This window comes from Corynebacterium sp. KPL4035, from assembly GCF_037908325.1.
GTDB classification, from domain to species: domain Bacteria; phylum Actinomycetota; class Actinomycetes; order Mycobacteriales; family Mycobacteriaceae; genus Corynebacterium; species Corynebacterium kefirresidentii.
Window position 1 is genome coordinate 125,205 of record NZ_JBBMGF010000004.1, and the last position, 14,390, is coordinate 139,594.

The 14,390-nt window shown below is 59.4% G+C and carries 14 protein-coding genes; all 14 read left to right on the top strand.

Annotated elements, in window-relative coordinates; genetic code table 11:
• Positions 1-31 precede the first annotated feature (31 nt).
• The 14 genes from WMP96_RS05560 (at position 32) to WMP96_RS05625 (ending at position 14,389) form a co-directional block, all read left to right on the top strand.
• Positions 32-166 (top strand): hypothetical protein, encoded by a 135-nt coding sequence (locus WMP96_RS05560; RefSeq protein ID WP_275438794.1) that lies wholly within the window; start codon positions 32-34, stop codon positions 164-166.
• Between the two features lie 1,860 nt (positions 167-2,026).
• On the top strand, positions 2,027-3,559 hold the full coding sequence (obgE, locus tag WMP96_RS05565) for a GTPase ObgE (RefSeq protein WP_023020939.1): 1,533 nt from the start codon (positions 2,027-2,029) through the stop codon (positions 3,557-3,559).
• 60 nt (positions 3,560-3,619) lie between these two features.
• Positions 3,620-4,852 carry a glutamate 5-kinase gene (gene proB / locus WMP96_RS05570; RefSeq protein WP_034660157.1) on the top strand — a complete coding sequence of 411 codons (1,233 nt, stop codon included), beginning with the start codon at positions 3,620-3,622 and terminating at the stop codon, positions 4,850-4,852.
• Positions 4,853-4,885: 33 nt separating this feature from the next.
• On the top strand, positions 4,886-5,815 hold the full coding sequence (locus WMP96_RS05575; protein WP_301715977.1) for a D-isomer specific 2-hydroxyacid dehydrogenase family protein: 930 nt from the start codon (positions 4,886-4,888) through the stop codon (positions 5,813-5,815).
• Complete coding sequence (locus WMP96_RS05580; RefSeq protein WP_023020942.1) at positions 5,815-6,720, top strand: D-isomer specific 2-hydroxyacid dehydrogenase family protein; 906 nt, start codon at positions 5,815-5,817, stop codon at positions 6,718-6,720. Before WMP96_RS05575 ends, WMP96_RS05580 begins: the two co-directional genes overlap by 1 nt.
• Positions 6,720-7,055 carry a hypothetical protein gene (locus WMP96_RS05585; protein ID WP_023020943.1) on the top strand — a complete coding sequence of 112 codons (336 nt, stop codon included), beginning with the start codon at positions 6,720-6,722 and terminating at the stop codon, positions 7,053-7,055. Before WMP96_RS05580 ends, WMP96_RS05585 begins: the two co-directional genes overlap by 1 nt.
• A 72-nt stretch (positions 7,056-7,127) precedes the next feature.
• Positions 7,128-8,396, top strand: coding sequence for a glutamate-5-semialdehyde dehydrogenase (locus WMP96_RS05590; RefSeq protein ID WP_200288741.1), 1,269 nt, complete (start codon positions 7,128-7,130; stop codon positions 8,394-8,396).
• 11 nt (positions 8,397-8,407) lie between these two features.
• Complete coding sequence (locus WMP96_RS05595; RefSeq protein WP_200288742.1) at positions 8,408-9,364, top strand: cutinase family protein; 957 nt, start codon at positions 8,408-8,410, stop codon at positions 9,362-9,364.
• Entirely contained in the window at positions 9,361-9,978 is a 618-nt protein-coding gene (nadD, locus tag WMP96_RS05600; RefSeq protein WP_023020946.1) for a nicotinate-nucleotide adenylyltransferase, read from the top strand. The genes WMP96_RS05595 and nadD overlap by 4 nt, the downstream gene beginning before the upstream one ends.
• 146 nt (positions 9,979-10,124) lie before the next feature.
• Positions 10,125-10,568: a ribosome silencing factor gene (gene rsfS / locus WMP96_RS05605; protein WP_179387589.1), complete on the top strand. Its 444-nt coding sequence runs from the start codon at positions 10,125-10,127 to the stop codon at positions 10,566-10,568.
• A gap of 6 nt (positions 10,569-10,574) precedes the next feature.
• Entirely contained in the window at positions 10,575-11,273 is a 699-nt protein-coding gene (locus WMP96_RS05610) for a histidine phosphatase family protein (protein WP_023020948.1), read from the top strand.
• Entirely contained in the window at positions 11,273-12,148 is an 876-nt protein-coding gene (locus WMP96_RS05615) for a DegV family protein (protein ID WP_301715975.1), read from the top strand. Before WMP96_RS05610 ends, WMP96_RS05615 begins: the two co-directional genes overlap by 1 nt.
• A 99-nt stretch (positions 12,149-12,247) precedes the next feature.
• Positions 12,248-12,958, top strand: coding sequence for a ComEA family DNA-binding protein (locus WMP96_RS05620; protein ID WP_301715974.1), 711 nt, complete (start codon positions 12,248-12,250; stop codon positions 12,956-12,958).
• Positions 12,959-12,976: 18 nt separating this feature from the next.
• The gene (locus WMP96_RS05625) at positions 12,977-14,389 is read left to right on the top strand and encodes a ComEC/Rec2 family competence protein (RefSeq protein ID WP_301715973.1); all 1,413 of its coding nucleotides are present in this window, start codon (positions 12,977-12,979) and stop codon (positions 14,387-14,389) included.
• Position 14,390: the final 1 nt, after the last annotated feature.

Here is a 14,390-nt window from a genome sequence, read left to right on the forward strand (position 1 = left end):
TTCAAGCATCCTAATTCCTTAAGGAGTCAAAATGTCCGAGCTATCCAGCACTGTGTCCGAGCTATCCAGCGTTTCCAATACAGTCGTAGAGGCTGTTAAAGCTATTGTTGAGCCGTTTGTAAATATTGCTGACGGCGCTTCCCAGCTCATTGGCATGTTCGTTTAAGAATCTGCCCAAGTAGACCGCAGGTGTCAAAAGGGTACTGGGTCTACTGCGTATTTACCCCATTTGCCTGACTAGCAATGTTGCTACGGGCAAGTGGGGTAAATTTTTCGGTACTGAAGTGGCCCGAGTTTTGTTCCTAGATCTTGCCATGGGATTTTATTATTTCCTGTGGTGGGTTCTGGTTTGGATAATTCGGTTTCCGTCTCGGCTGGGTCTGGGTGTCTTAAATTTTTCGTGGAGCTTGGTTTTGTTCCATCACGACACCATTTGGGTTTTGGAGGTTCCGCATCGGCAGCATCATCACACACTGTGAGTATGGATGAGTTCATGGTTGTAGGAACCAATAAAATTTTTCGGCTAGAGCATTGTCGTAAGAGTTCCCGACAGTTCCGGTGGAAGGGGGGGATGCCTTGCCAGGGAAGCTGTTTGTTGTAGACAACGTAGTCTTGCAGCAAGCCATGGTAGGAATGGTACACGAAGCTGTTTTTCTTTGGCGGATAATATCACTGGGTTGAAAGCATGTAGCGGCAATGCTTCGGTGCGCATGGATTTTGATTACGACCATCAGACAATGTGTTGAGTAAACGTATCAGTGACAATCGCGGTGTACACAAAGCCTTTCTTTGTGCGCGCGGTTGTTATGTCGGTCATCCACAGCTTGTAGGGGCATTGGGGTTTAAACTCATGGTTGGCCAAGTTTGGGCGCATATTTGGTGCGTTGGGCTTGCGCGTTGTTATAGGTGAGCGTCCTTTGCCTTGCCAGAATTGTCGGCCAAGCGCATCAGCTGGGAGGTTTGTTCACGCTCGAGTATGCCCCGCTGGTCTAAAGCTCGGCGGAAACACCGACTTCCTTAGCCACATAAGATACCGGGCGCTCTTACTCGAATACTAGGTTCGTGGCTTTGCGCCGATATTCCGGCGTGTACTTCTTGCGCTGTTAGCTCACAATGATCATTTTCTCCTACGGGCACAAAATCCGTACGAATAGGGTCCACTAAACGAGTGGTAATCTCATAGGGATATCAATGGTGGCTGGGCTGTAGTTACTGTCCGCTGTCTTTGTACGGCTCGTTGCGGTAATTGTCGGTTTCGGTGGCAGTTTTAGTGCTCTTGTAGCTAGGCTTGTGGTTTAGGTGGGCTTCTATTTTCAGCGTTTAGTCCTCTGCTCCTTGTGGTTTGTAACGTGCGTCGAACTAGGTTATTGGCAGCCGTGGTGGTCGTTTCTAGGCTGTCAATGTGTTTCGCAATTTTAGGGTGGGCAAGAGGCTTCTTATCAATTGCATGAGTCGTGGTCTTATAAGCTTAGATCTGGTCGTGTCGCAGTAGTCATTCTGGTCTAACTCTTCATGCAGGTTGGGAATCTGCCTACAAACCATCAGACACTCTCTATTGTCCACATGTCTCTTTGCTCAAAAGAATTTGCGGCCTTTTGCAAAATATCTTGTTGTTCGTGCAACTCTATGATTTTCTACCTGGCGGATTCGCTCGAAATTGGCCCTCACCCATAGGCAATATCGCGCAAAGCTCTAGTGCCGGAACGTTTGCTGGTGCCGTGTTAGTGGGCCTGAAAATAAAGGCGGGAACGTTTTCAACAAACCTCGCTGAAGCTGAAGGAAGCAGGCGACTTCAATGCACTCTGAGCGGACCATAGCACCACGTTTGAGTTGTTCGGAGTATTTAGGCATGGTGGTACAGTTCATTTCTTCTCCACCAAGCGGGGTACTAGGTGTCTACCTAGCAAAATCCAAGTCCTCCTAATAAGAATATTCAATATTCACATTATGTTAAACGGTTGGAGTCCAGCCCAAGATACGCATTACACTGAGTAGGACAACTATTCAATGCACGGAGGATTTGACCATGGCACGTTTTATTGACCGCGTTGTCCTGCACCTGCAAGCAGGTGACGGTGGACACGGCTGTGTGTCTGTCCACCGCGAGAAGTTTAAGCCATTGGGTGGCCCGGATGGCGGCAATGGTGGCCACGGCGGTGACATCATCCTCGAGGTCTCTGAACAAATCCATACGCTTATGGATTTCCATTACCGCCCGCATATTAAGGCGCAACGCGGCGGCAATGGAGCCGGCGATATGCGCAATGGTGCTCGCGGCGAGGACCTGATTTTGGAGGTCCCGGCGGGCACGGTGGTCCGCACTGAAAAGGGCGAAACCTTGGCGGACCTTACCGTTCCGGGAACGCGGTTTGTGGCCGCAGAAGGCGGCTTCGGCGGACTAGGCAATGCGGCATTGGCCTCAAAGAACCGCAAGGCACCGGGTTTTGCTCTCCAGGGTGAGCCGGGCCAAGCCCATGATCTTATCCTCGAGCTGAAGTCCATGGCGGATGTAGGGCTGGTGGGCTTTCCATCGGCTGGTAAGTCCTCGCTTATCTCGGTTTTGTCGGCCGCGAAGCCCAAGATCGGTGATTACCCCTTTACTACGCTGCAGCCGAACCTGGGCGTGGTGGATATGGGAGATAGCTCCTTTACTATCGCGGACGTGCCGGGGCTTATCCCAGGCGCGGCCGATGGCAAAGGCCTAGGCCTGGATTTCTTGCGCCACATTGAACGCACGGCGGTGCTTGCCCATGTGGTCGATACTGCCACCATTGAGCCCGGCCGTGATCCCGTTTCCGATATTGAGGCGATGGAAAGTGAGCTGGCAAAATACCAAGGGGCTTTGCAGGAAGATACTGGTTTAGGGGATCTGCGTGAGCGCCCCCGCGTCATCATCTTGAATAAAGCAGATGTGCCTGAGGCCGAAGAGCTGGCGGAATTTGTCAAGGATGATCTGGAAGAGAAGTTTGGCTGGCCTGTCTTTATTATTTCGGCCGTCGCTCGCAAGGGCCTGGATCCGCTGAAGTTCCGGCTCATGGATATGGTGACCGAGCATCGCAAGGCCCAGCCATTGCCAAAGAAGGATAAGAACCACACCGTTATCCATCCCAAGGCCCAGGGCCATAAGAAGCATACCGGTGTATTTGCTGATTTCACCGTGAAGGCCGATCCTGAGGTCGAGGGTGGCTTCATTGTTGAGGGCAAGAAGATTGATCGCTGGATTACCCAAACTGATTTTGAAAATGATGAGGCAGTGGGCTTCTTGGCGGACCGCTTGGCCAAGGCCGGCGTGGAGGAAGAGCTGCGCGAGCAGGGCGCTGTGGAAGGCTGTCCGGTGACGATCGGCGGCATTACCTTCGAGTGGGAGCCGATGACTGGCGGTGATCCGACGATGGCCAGCCGCGGCGAGGACGCCCGTTTGAAGGGCACTAGCCGCGTTTCCGCCGCCGAGCGCAAGCGTGCCTCTCAGGCACGCCGTGGTCTTATCGATGAATACGATTACGGCACCGACGAAGAGGTCACTCGCGAGGGTGCTAATCGGGATAGGTGGCAAGGCTAGCTCGGTAGGCCCCCTCTTCTTGGGGTGTATAAAAGGGGGCGCTTTGTAGACTCGGTTGGCATGTCTTCTGATCAACAGAAAGAGCCCATCCTTCCACTTCCGGTAGAGCCTTTTGACGGGCCTACCGCCGATACTCCCTTTCCAGAACCGCTCGATGAGAACCCGGTAGCGTCCGGTTTTGAATCTGAACTTCGCCACGAGATCGCGCACGCCAAGCGCGTCGTGGTCAAGATTGGTTCCTCTTCTCTCACGGATGAGAATTTCCGTGTTTCACAGGAAAAGATTGATCACATCGTCGATGCCGTTCATGCGCGCATGGGCCGCTCCGATGTCATTATCGTTTCTTCTGGTGCGGTCGCCGCCGGCATGGGGCCGCTCGGGCTGCACCAGCGTCCCACCGATCTGGCTACCAAGCAGGCCTCCGCTTCTGTAGGCCAGGTGCACTTGGCCTATGTGTGGGGCCAGTCCTTTGCTCGCTATCAGCGCACCATCGGCCAGGTTTTGTTGACTGCGTCAGATACTGGTCACCGCGATCGCGCCCGCAACGCGCAGCGCACCATTGATCGCCTGCGCCAGCTGCGTACCATTCCTATCGTCAACGAGAATGACGCCGTGGCTACCTCGGAGATGCACTTTGGCGATAACGATCGCCTCTCCGCGCTGGTGGCCAACCTGGTGGGTGCTGATGCGCTCTTCCTCTTCTCCGATGTGGATGGCCTGTATGACAAGAACCCGGCCGAGCCGGACGCTAAGTTCATCGATGAAGTGCGCACCGGCAAGGACTTGAAGGGCGTTGTAGCTGGCGATGGCGGCAAGGTGGGCACCGGTGGTATGGCCACCAAGGTCTCTGCAGCCCGCCTGGCAACCCGCGGCGGCATTCCGGTGCTGTTGACCTCCACGGATAATATTGGCCCCGCGCTTGCCGACGCCTCTGTGGGCACCGTCTTCCACACCCGCGAGGAACGCCAGCTTTCCGCCTGGAAGTTCTGGGCACTTTACTGCGCAGATACCGGCGGAGCCGTCCGCCTCGATGAAGGCGCTAAACAAGCCGTGACCGAGGGCGGTAATTCACTGCTAGCCGTGGGCATTACCGATGTGCAAGGCGAGTTCACCAAGGGCGAAATCATCGATATCCTCGGTCCGAATGGCGAGGTCATCGGACGTGGCGAGGTCCGTTTCGACTCCGAGGAACTGCACGGTATTAAGGGAAAGAAGATGGAAGAACTTCCTGAGGAGCAGCGCCGCTCAGTTGTTCACGCCGATTACCTCTCCAACTTCGCCTCCCGTATTTAAACCCAAGTCCCTGATTCCCCGTATGGTTGGGGCATGAAATATTTCATGGGTCCGGACGCTTGGCAGCCGATGGTAGAAGATATCGAGGCTGCCGGGCACGAACGCGTAAATAGCCTTGAAGATGCCGAGGTCTACATCAACAATGCGCCCAACCCGCGCCGCATCCCCGAGATGCCGGAGAACATCGGTTGGGTGCAGCATTGTTTTACCGGCGTAAATCAGCTCATTGATGCCGGGGTCATCACCCCAGACGGCGTGCCATGGTGCAACTCCGCCGGCGCTTTTGCCCAGCCGGTAGCCGAATCTGCACTTGGCCTGGCCCTGTCACAGGCGCACCACCACAAAGCCTTCGCCCAGGCCGCTTCGTGGTCGGTAGCACAGGAGCTGGACGAGTCCCAGGCGTGGCTTTATAACCAGCGAGGGCCGAAGAGGGTAGCCATCTTCGGCGCTGGGGGCATCGGCAAGCAGCTTATTAAGCTGCTGAAACCGTTTGGCGTGCACATTACCGCGGTCAATCGCTCCGGCCGCTCGGTGGAAGGCGCCGATGAGGTCGTGCCCATGGATAAGGCCGATCACGTGTGGGGCGAGGCCGATTTCATTTTCTGTATCCTGCCTGCGACCAAGGACACCGAGGGGCTCATTGATGCCGCCACTTTCCGCGCGATGAAATCCTCCGCCATCTTTATCAACGTCGGCCGTGGCAGCACCGTAGTAACCGACGATCTAGTGGCGGCCCTGCGCGATGGTGAGATCGCCGGCGCCGGGCTGGAAGTTATGGATCCCGAGCCACTGCCTGATGGCCATCCGCTATACGACCTGCCCAATTGCACCATGACGCCGCACATGGCTGCTTCCGCGCACGTGGCGCAGTACCACCTGGGCGCTATCTTCAACGCCAATGCCGCGGCGTGGGAGAGGGGAGAGGCGATGCCTACCCGCGTCGATGTGGAGGCGGGCTACTAATGAAGTACGCGATGCTACCCACCCCGTGGGAGGAAACCCTGCAGGCACTCGATGCAGCGGGTCACGAGCGCGCCCCACTGGAAGATGCCGAGGTTCTCATCTTCAACGGCGGCCCAGATGATTTCCCACGGCCCCTGCCACCGAGCGTGGGCCTGGTGCAGGTCCCCTTCGCTGGGGTGGATCACCTGCTCGACGTCATGCGTGATACCACCGCCCGCTGGTCTAATGCCGCCGGCCTGTATGACGCCACCGTGGCGGAATCTACCATTGCGCTCCTGCTCGCCCACTTGCATGCGCATAAGCGCGTGGGGACTAGCTGGTCTAACCGCGATGAGGTTGAGGCTCATACCAGCTTCCTTTTTGAAGATAAGACGGTAGCGGTGGTGGGCGCCGGGGGCATCGGCAAGCGGCTTATTCGTATGCTGGAAGGCTTCGGACCACGCATAATCGCGGTCAATCGCTCCGGCAACCCAGTCGAGGGTGCCGATGAAACCTTCGCCACCGCCGATATTGAGCGCGTCTGGCCAGCCGCCGATTATTTCGTGGCGCTTGCGCCGCTAACGGACGAGACCCACCGGCTTTTTAATGCCGCTGCCTTCCGTGCCATGCCCGATCACGCCGTGATTATTAACGTTGGCCGCGGACCACTGGTGGACACCGATGCTCTAGTCGAAGCCTTGCGGGCAGGAGACATCGCCGGCGCTGGCTTGGATGTCACCGACCCTGAGCCGCTGCCCGATGGGCACCCACTGTGGGACATGCCTAACGTGGTCATCACCCCGCACCTGGCCAACCCTCCCTATTCGGTGCGCCGGCGCATCGGCTCGCATACAGTACAGGTCATGGAGCGCTACTCCGCAGGTGAAGCAATCCCCACGGAAGTCGATATTCAGGCGGGTTATTAATGGACAACGCCGCCTCACAAGACGGTTCTTATCAAGGGAGCTCTTTTAATCCCACCGAAGCCGAGGTCGCGGATATGAAGGAGCGCCGGAAGAAGGTACAGGCGGTCGATTATGCTGCCTGGGCGGCCACCATCCTTTCCGTTGTGCTCGGCTATTTCTTCTTCCACTGGTCCTATTTTTGGGTTATCCCGATTATCTGTTTTATATGCTCGGCCGGAGCCCGCCACGTTTATAACTTGAGCTATTACGAAGAGGAATACCTCATGTTCGAGCGGAAGGACGAGAAGCGCCGCCGCCGGGCATCCGACAAGCGGAGCCGCGAGCTCGGCCAATAAGGACACCACCGTGCGGGTGCTTGCCGCCCAACTGGCTGAAAAGCGCGCGGCCTTTCGTTAGGCTGGTATGACATGAGCAACACTGAACGCGAAGAAGTTCTGTCCAAAGCCCGTGCTGCCAAGGAAGTCGCGCCCGTCGTGGCGCAGCTGTCCACGCCGCGCAAGAATGAGATCTTGCAGCGCGCAGCCGACAACCTCATTGCCCACACCGAAGCCATTCTCGCCGCCAATAAGCAGGATATCGATGCCGGCCGCGAACGCGGCATGTCCGAGTCCCTTATTGACCGCCTGTCTCTCGACGCCGCGCGCGTGGAAGGCATTGCCGGCGGCCTGCGCCAGGTAGCTGGCCTGCAGGACCCGGTAGGGGAGATCCTGCAGGGGCGCACCATGGATAACGGAATCCAGATGAAGCAGGTGCGCGTGCCGCTCGGTGTCATGGGCATGGTCTATGAGGCCCGCCCGAACGTCACCGTGGACGCCTTCGGTTTGGCCATCAAGTCCGGCAATGTGCCGCTATTGCGTGGCTCCAAATCCGCCCGCAACTCCAACACCAAGCTGGTAGAAATCTTGCAGGATACCCTCGTTGAGTTTGACCTGCCGCGCGAGGCCGTGCAGCTTTTGCCGTGCGAGACGCACGATTCCGTCCAGGACCTCATTACCGCCCGTGGTCTGGTGGACCTGGTTATTCCGCGTGGTGGCGCAAAGCTTATTGAGGCCGTCGTTACCGGCGCCACCGTCCCCGCCATTGAGACCGGCACCGGCAATTGCCACTTCTACGTGGATGCCTCTGCAGACATTGATAAGGCCATCGACATGGTCATCAACGGCAAGACCCGCCGCACCTCCGTGTGCAACTCCACGGAGTGCGTGCTTATCGACGCCGCTTTGGATGACTCCGTCAAGCTCCGCATCATCGCCGCGCTGCAGGATGCTGGCGTGACCATCCACGGCGACGTCGCCGAGCTCGAGGCCTTCGGCGTCAAGGATGCCGTGCAGGCCACCGATGAAGACTGGCGCGAGGAGTCACTATCTATGGATATCTGCGCCAAGGTGGTCGACGGCGTAGATGGCGCCATCGCGCATATCACCGAGTTCACCACTGGCCACACCGAGGCCATCGCCGCGCAAGACGCCGATGTCCTAGTGAAATTCGGCAACGAGGTGGATGCCGCCGCGGTGATGCTCAATGCCTCTACCGCCTTCACCGATGGCGAGGTCTACGGCATGGGCGCCGAAATCGGCATTTCCACCCAGAAGCTGCACGCCCGTGGCCCAATGGCGCTGCCGGAGCTCACCTCTTCTAAGTGGATCCTGCAGGGTACAGGTCAGACCCGTCCATAATTCTCCCCGCCATGATTCGATCTGCTTTCTTCCGTGCCGCCGTCGCCCTAAGCGCCTCGGCGGCGCTTGCCGTTTCTATAGCCCCCGCCGCCGCCACCGCGAATGCTGCCCCGGTCGTGCCCCAGGCAGCAGCACAATCCGCCCCATCGCCGCAGCCTGCTGGGTGTCCCGAGTTCGTTGTTTTGGCTGCTCGTGGCTCCGACCAGAATGAGGAATACGGCGAGTATTTCGGACCGCAGCAGTATTCGCCGCATGCCGCGCCGTCGAATGGCTATGAAGGGGCAAACCTCTCCGCGCTTTTTCATCTAGTGGAAAAACGCCATCCCGGCACGATGGATAAAGTCCATGTCCTCGCCCTTGACCCCCAAGCATACCCGGCGTCAATGAACCTGCCGCCGCTGGCGCAGGAAGGTGAGCAGTTGAATCCGCTACAGCTTATTCGCCGCCTCGGTGGGGTAGTGATGGAGCATCCGTTGCACGAGCTGGCGTATTCGGTCACCGTTGGTTTTGTACATAGTTTGCGCACCGGCATGGCCAACGCTCCGCGCGTGGTGGAAAAGTATGAGCGCGAAACAGGCTGCCAGCCGCGCTATATTACGGCTGGCTACTCCCAAGGCGCCATTGTCGCTACCAGCGCGGAGCGCTACCTTGCACAACGAGGCAAGCTCGCGGGGGCAGTTTACCTGGGCAATCCCCTCAGCCGTCCCCACGGTATGGCGGGCTGGCTACCGCAGCGTTTGCTCTTACAACCTGCGGCATTGCCGGACTCGCGCCGGCTTAACTATTGCCTGGACGGAGACTTCGTTTGCGACCTGAACCTCGCCTCCGCCCACGACGCGTTGGCTACCAAGGCGGCTCGCCATGCTTCTTATTTTGTAGAGCCCTCGCTTGGCGACGCCGCTTTTGCCGACTCCCTCGCCACCTTGCTTACTCCCTCCTCGGCCGGGGACTATAATCACCACCCATGACTAGCCCACAGCGCATTGGCATCATGGGTGGCACCTTTGACCCCATCCACAATGGTCACTTGGTAGCCGCCAGTGAGGCCGCGCATCGCTTTGCCCTCGATAGCGTCATCTTTGTGCCCACAGGTCAGCCTTGGCAGAAGTCTCACCGCGAGGTCACTGCGGCCGAGCACCGCTACTTGATGACGATGGTGGCAACCGCATCCAATCCGCGTTTTACCGTCTCGCGGGTAGATATTGACCGCGAGGGGCCTACCTATACCATCGATACGTTGCGGGATCTGCGTAAGCTTTTCCCAGAAGCGGAGTTCTATTTCATTACCGGCGCCGATTCTCTGGCCTCCATTATGAGCTGGCATAACTGGGAAGAGATGCTGGAGATGGCGCACTTCGTGGGGGTTACCCGCCCCGGATACGAATTAAGCGCCGATATGCTGCCCGCCGATGCCCAAGAGGATATTGACCTCATCGATATCCCCGCCATGGCCATTTCCTCCACCGCGTGCCGCGAGCGCTCTGCTCAAGGCCAGCCCGTGTGGTACCTCGTACCGGATGGAGTGGTGCAGTACATCACCAAAAACAATCTCTACGGTCCCAACCCGGACAAGCCCCTGTAGAAACTTTCACGGCCTTTCCCAGATTTTGGGCACGGGCCTGCTAAACGTGCAAGAATAGATTCTCACTAGAGATAGTTCATTTCGAATGCACTCAGACGCGAAAAGGGAATTTATACACATTGTCTACTTCTGATCTCGCCCGCAGCATGGCAGAAACCGCGGCACACGCGGCGCAAGAAAAGTTAGCCACCAATATCGCGGCTATTGATGTCTCCGATGTCCTCGCAATTACTGAGGTCTTCGTGCTGGCTTCTGCAGATAACGAGCGCCAGGTGGGCTCCATTGTGGATGAAGTCGAAGATGAGATGACCAAGCAGGGCTTTGAACCGCAGCGCCGTGAAGGTAACCGCGAAAATCGCTGGGTGCTGCTGGATTACGGCAATATCGTCGTCCATGTCCAGCGCAATGACCAGCGCGAGTTCTACGGCTTGGACCGCCTTTACCATGATTGCCCGGCACTGGAGATTGAGGGCATCGAAGCCCCGGAGCGTCCGGGCGAATGGACCAATGGCGTCAACCCGCGTGAGGTAGATTCCATCGACGAGCTCCCACTGGCCGATAAGGTCCCAGGTGAGGACGAGGAGCTTTAAACCCATATGAGTCGCCGCCTGATCCTGATCCGCCACGGACAAACTACCTATAACGCCACCGGCCGCATGCAAGGCCACTTGGATACCGAGCTGTCTGAGCTGGGCTATGAGCAGGCCCGCGCTGCCGCGCGCCTGCTCCAGGATCAGGGCGTGTCCAAAATCGTTGCCTCCGATCTCATTCGTGCGAAGGAAACCGCCCGCGTCGTCGCCGAAGCCCTCGGCGTGGACTTCAGCACGGATGCCCGCCTGCGCGAAACTCACTTGGGCCAGTGGCAGGGCAGAACCTCTGCTGAGGTAGATGCGGAGTTTCCAGGCGCGCGCGCCATTTGGCGCCACGATCCCACCTGGGCCCCGCCGGAGGGGGAGTCTCGCGTGGACGTGGCTGAGCGTGCCCGCCCCGTCATCGATGAGCTCATGGAAGACTTTGCCGGCTGGGACGCCGGCCCCGTCCTCATCGTGGCCCATGGCGGGGCCATCTCGGCGCTTACCTGCCACCTGCTTGGCCTTGACCACGCGCAGTACGGGATCCTTTCGGGGTTGAAGAATACCCACTGGTCACAGCTGACTGCTCGCCCGGACTTTAACCCGGGAACGCCGCTGTCCTCGCTAGAATTCACCCCCGACAATGTGGGCAATGCCCAGTGGTACTTCGACGGCTGGAATATGGGCGGCGAGGTCACCGGGGACGGCGGGGCGGATATCTAGTGGCGGTTCGCGTCATTACGGATTCCGCTGCGGGCCTGCCCCGGGAGCTGGCGGAGCAGCTATCCATCACCGTCATTGACCTCCACCTCATGGAACGCCACGGCAAGGATGGCTTGGAGCAATCTACTTCGGGATTAAGCGCGCTGGAGCTGGCAGCCGCCTATGGCCGCGAAATGGAGCGCTCTCAGGATGATGGCGTGGTGGCCATACACCTATCCAAAGAGCTTTCTTCCACCTACTCCGCCGCAGTTACTGCTTCGGGCGTTTTCCCGCACACGGTGCGGGTGATTGATTCCGGGTCGGCCGGCATGGCGATGGGTGCGGCCGCCATGTCCGCAGCCAAGCTCGCCTCCCGCGGAGCCGGCTTGGAGGAGTGCTACGCTGCGGCCATGGACACCCTCAAGCGCGCGGCTACCTGGGTGTACCTGCATTCCACGGAGGATCTGCGCCGCTCCGGCCGCCTTTCGCCGGCCACAGCCGTGTTATCTACGGCGCTTTTGGCCACCAAGCCGATCATGTCGATTAACCGCGGCAAGCTGGAGCTGGTGGGAAAAACCCGCACCCAGACCAAGGCTTTTACCAAGCTAGTAGACCTCATTGCCTCCCGCGCCAACGGGAAGCCGGCCTTCGTCGCCATCCAGCACAACCACGCCGAAGGCGCGGCCGCCAAGCTGGAGGCGCTGCTTGAAGCGGCCCTGCCGCAGGGCTCGTCCTTTATCTGCACCCCGCTTAACGACGTCCTCTCCGTCCACGTCGGCCCCTCCGCCATCGGCGTATCTGCGGTGTTTAGCTCGGAGCCTCCCGCCGATCCAGCGCATCCTCACACGCGTGGTCGACCACGCGCCTTCCCACCGCGCCGTTCTGTGGATAACTAGGCCCAGTGCGCCGGGTTCGTTGACGTCCCCAACAAGTTATCCACAGCCCGCCTTCGCTGTACCTACTGCCTTAGCGCCCACGCCTTTATTCTCAGCGCCATGGCGGCACCCAAGATTAGCGAACGACTCCGCGAATTTACCCAACCCACCGGTGAGGAAGAGCTCCTCGCCGTCGATTATCCTCGCCCGCGTCTGCACATTAGCCCGTGGCAAGCCTGCGCCGTGGCGGTCATTCTCGTCGTCGGCGTGGTGGCGTGGCTTGGCATCAACGCCCGCTCCGATGAATCCTCGGGCATGCCCGAGCCTGCGGCAATAAGCGGTGATTCTGGCACTGCACCCAGTGCAGAGCCCAGTGAAATCATCGTCTCTGTCATTGGCGAGGTGGCCGAGCCCGGCTTGCAGACCCTCGAGCCCGGCGCGCGCGTCGCCGATGCCCTCGACGCCGCTCAACCCCTTCCCGGTGCAGACACAATCGCGCTCAACCATGCCCAGCGGCTTTCCGACGGCCAGCAGCTCCACATCCTTCCCTCCGGCGCCGCCCCACCTCCCGCACCCGGCGAACCAGCCCCAGCCGACGGCAACGGCATCAGCGAGAGCGGCAACAGCGGGAGCGGTGCCAGCGGCGTGAGCCTGAATAACGCCACCGCGGAGGAACTTACAGAACTCAAGGGCGTTGGTGAGGTCACCGCGCAAGCTATCGTGGCGTACCGCGAGGAACATGGCGGCTTCCAAGATATTGAGGAATTACTCGAGGTCACCGGCATCGGACCGGCGAAGCTAGCGCAGCTTAAAGACCAGGTCCAGCTCTAAGCTGAGTACGAGCACGCGATGCGAGAACTGCGGCTCGTCCCCGGCGCGGCCACCGCTTGGCTGGCTGTCATTGCTGTGCTGCTAGGCGGCCGTGGCTGGGCAATCTTTATCATTGCGGCGGTCGTCGGGTGCTGCCTGATCGCCCGCCAATGGGGCCAAGCGCTATTTTCCGGAATGGTCGCGACAGCCGCGGCGCTGGTTGCCGCGGTGCGCCAGGCCCGTGCCGCTGCGTTCGACCTCGGCACCGAGGTTACCGGCCGCCTGACCACCGCGCCGACGCAGACCAGCACGGGCGGCTGGCTGCTGCGGCTTAAGGTGCCGGGCTACCCGACTCAACTGCCGGTCTTTAGCTCGGAACCGGTCCCGGCCGCTGCGGGCGCCGAACTCACGGCCAGGGTGGAGGTGAGGGAGTCGGATAGGGCGGGCGTCGGAAAGCTCAGCGCCACTGCCACAGACGTGCAGGTAACCGGTGAGCCCGAAGGCCTAGCCGGCTGGGCGGCCCACGTGTCCGACACATTTCGCGCGCTGGTTGTAGATACCGTCGGTCCTTCCAGCCAGGGCCTGATTCCTGGCATGGTGCTCGGCGATACTAGCCTGCAAAGCTCTTCAGAGCGCGACCTGTATATCATCACCGGCCTTTCGCACTTAAGCGCAGTTTCCGGTGCAAATGTCGCCATCGTGTGCTCCGCCGCAGCCATGGTCTGCGCCGCCTTCGCGCTGGGGCCACGCGCCCGCGTGGCTGCCTCTCTGTGTGCTTTGGCCACCTATGTTGTGCTCGTGGGTTTTGAGCCCTCCGTCCAGCGCGCGGCCGTGGCTGGGCTGGTGGGGCTGCTCGCCGTGCTTAATTCCACGCGCATGGAGCCGATTCATGCTCTTAGCCTCGGCATCATTGCCCTGCTCTTCGTGGATTCCGACCTCGCCGTGCACTTTGGTTTCGCACTTTCTTGCGCGGCGACGCTCGGCATCGTGGCGCTTAGCCCGCTCATTTATAAACACTTGGCCACAACCGGCTGGCCCGCCATTTTTCTGCGCGCGGTCGCTGTGGCCATTGCCGCCGATATCGTTACCCTCCCGCTAGTCGCACTCATGTCCGGCGAGGTCTCCGTGGTCTCCGTGTTGGCCAATATCCTGGTTGAGCCCGCCACCGTGCCGATTACCATCGTGGGGCTTATCGCCGCCGTCTTCGCCCAGCTCGGTCCACTCGATGTGCTAGGTGCGGGCTTGCTGCGCCTTATAGAACCCTTTTCGTGGTGGATTAATACCATCGCCCACGGCGTGGCCCACCTTCCGGTGGTCACCATCCCCGCTAGCCCGCTTTTTACGCTGCTTGCCTACGCCTGGATCATTGCCGGCCTCCTCTATCACCGCCCCTGGCTGACTCTGGCGCTGACGCTAGCGGGCATCGCCTGGCTCGGTGTGGCGGCAGGTTAGA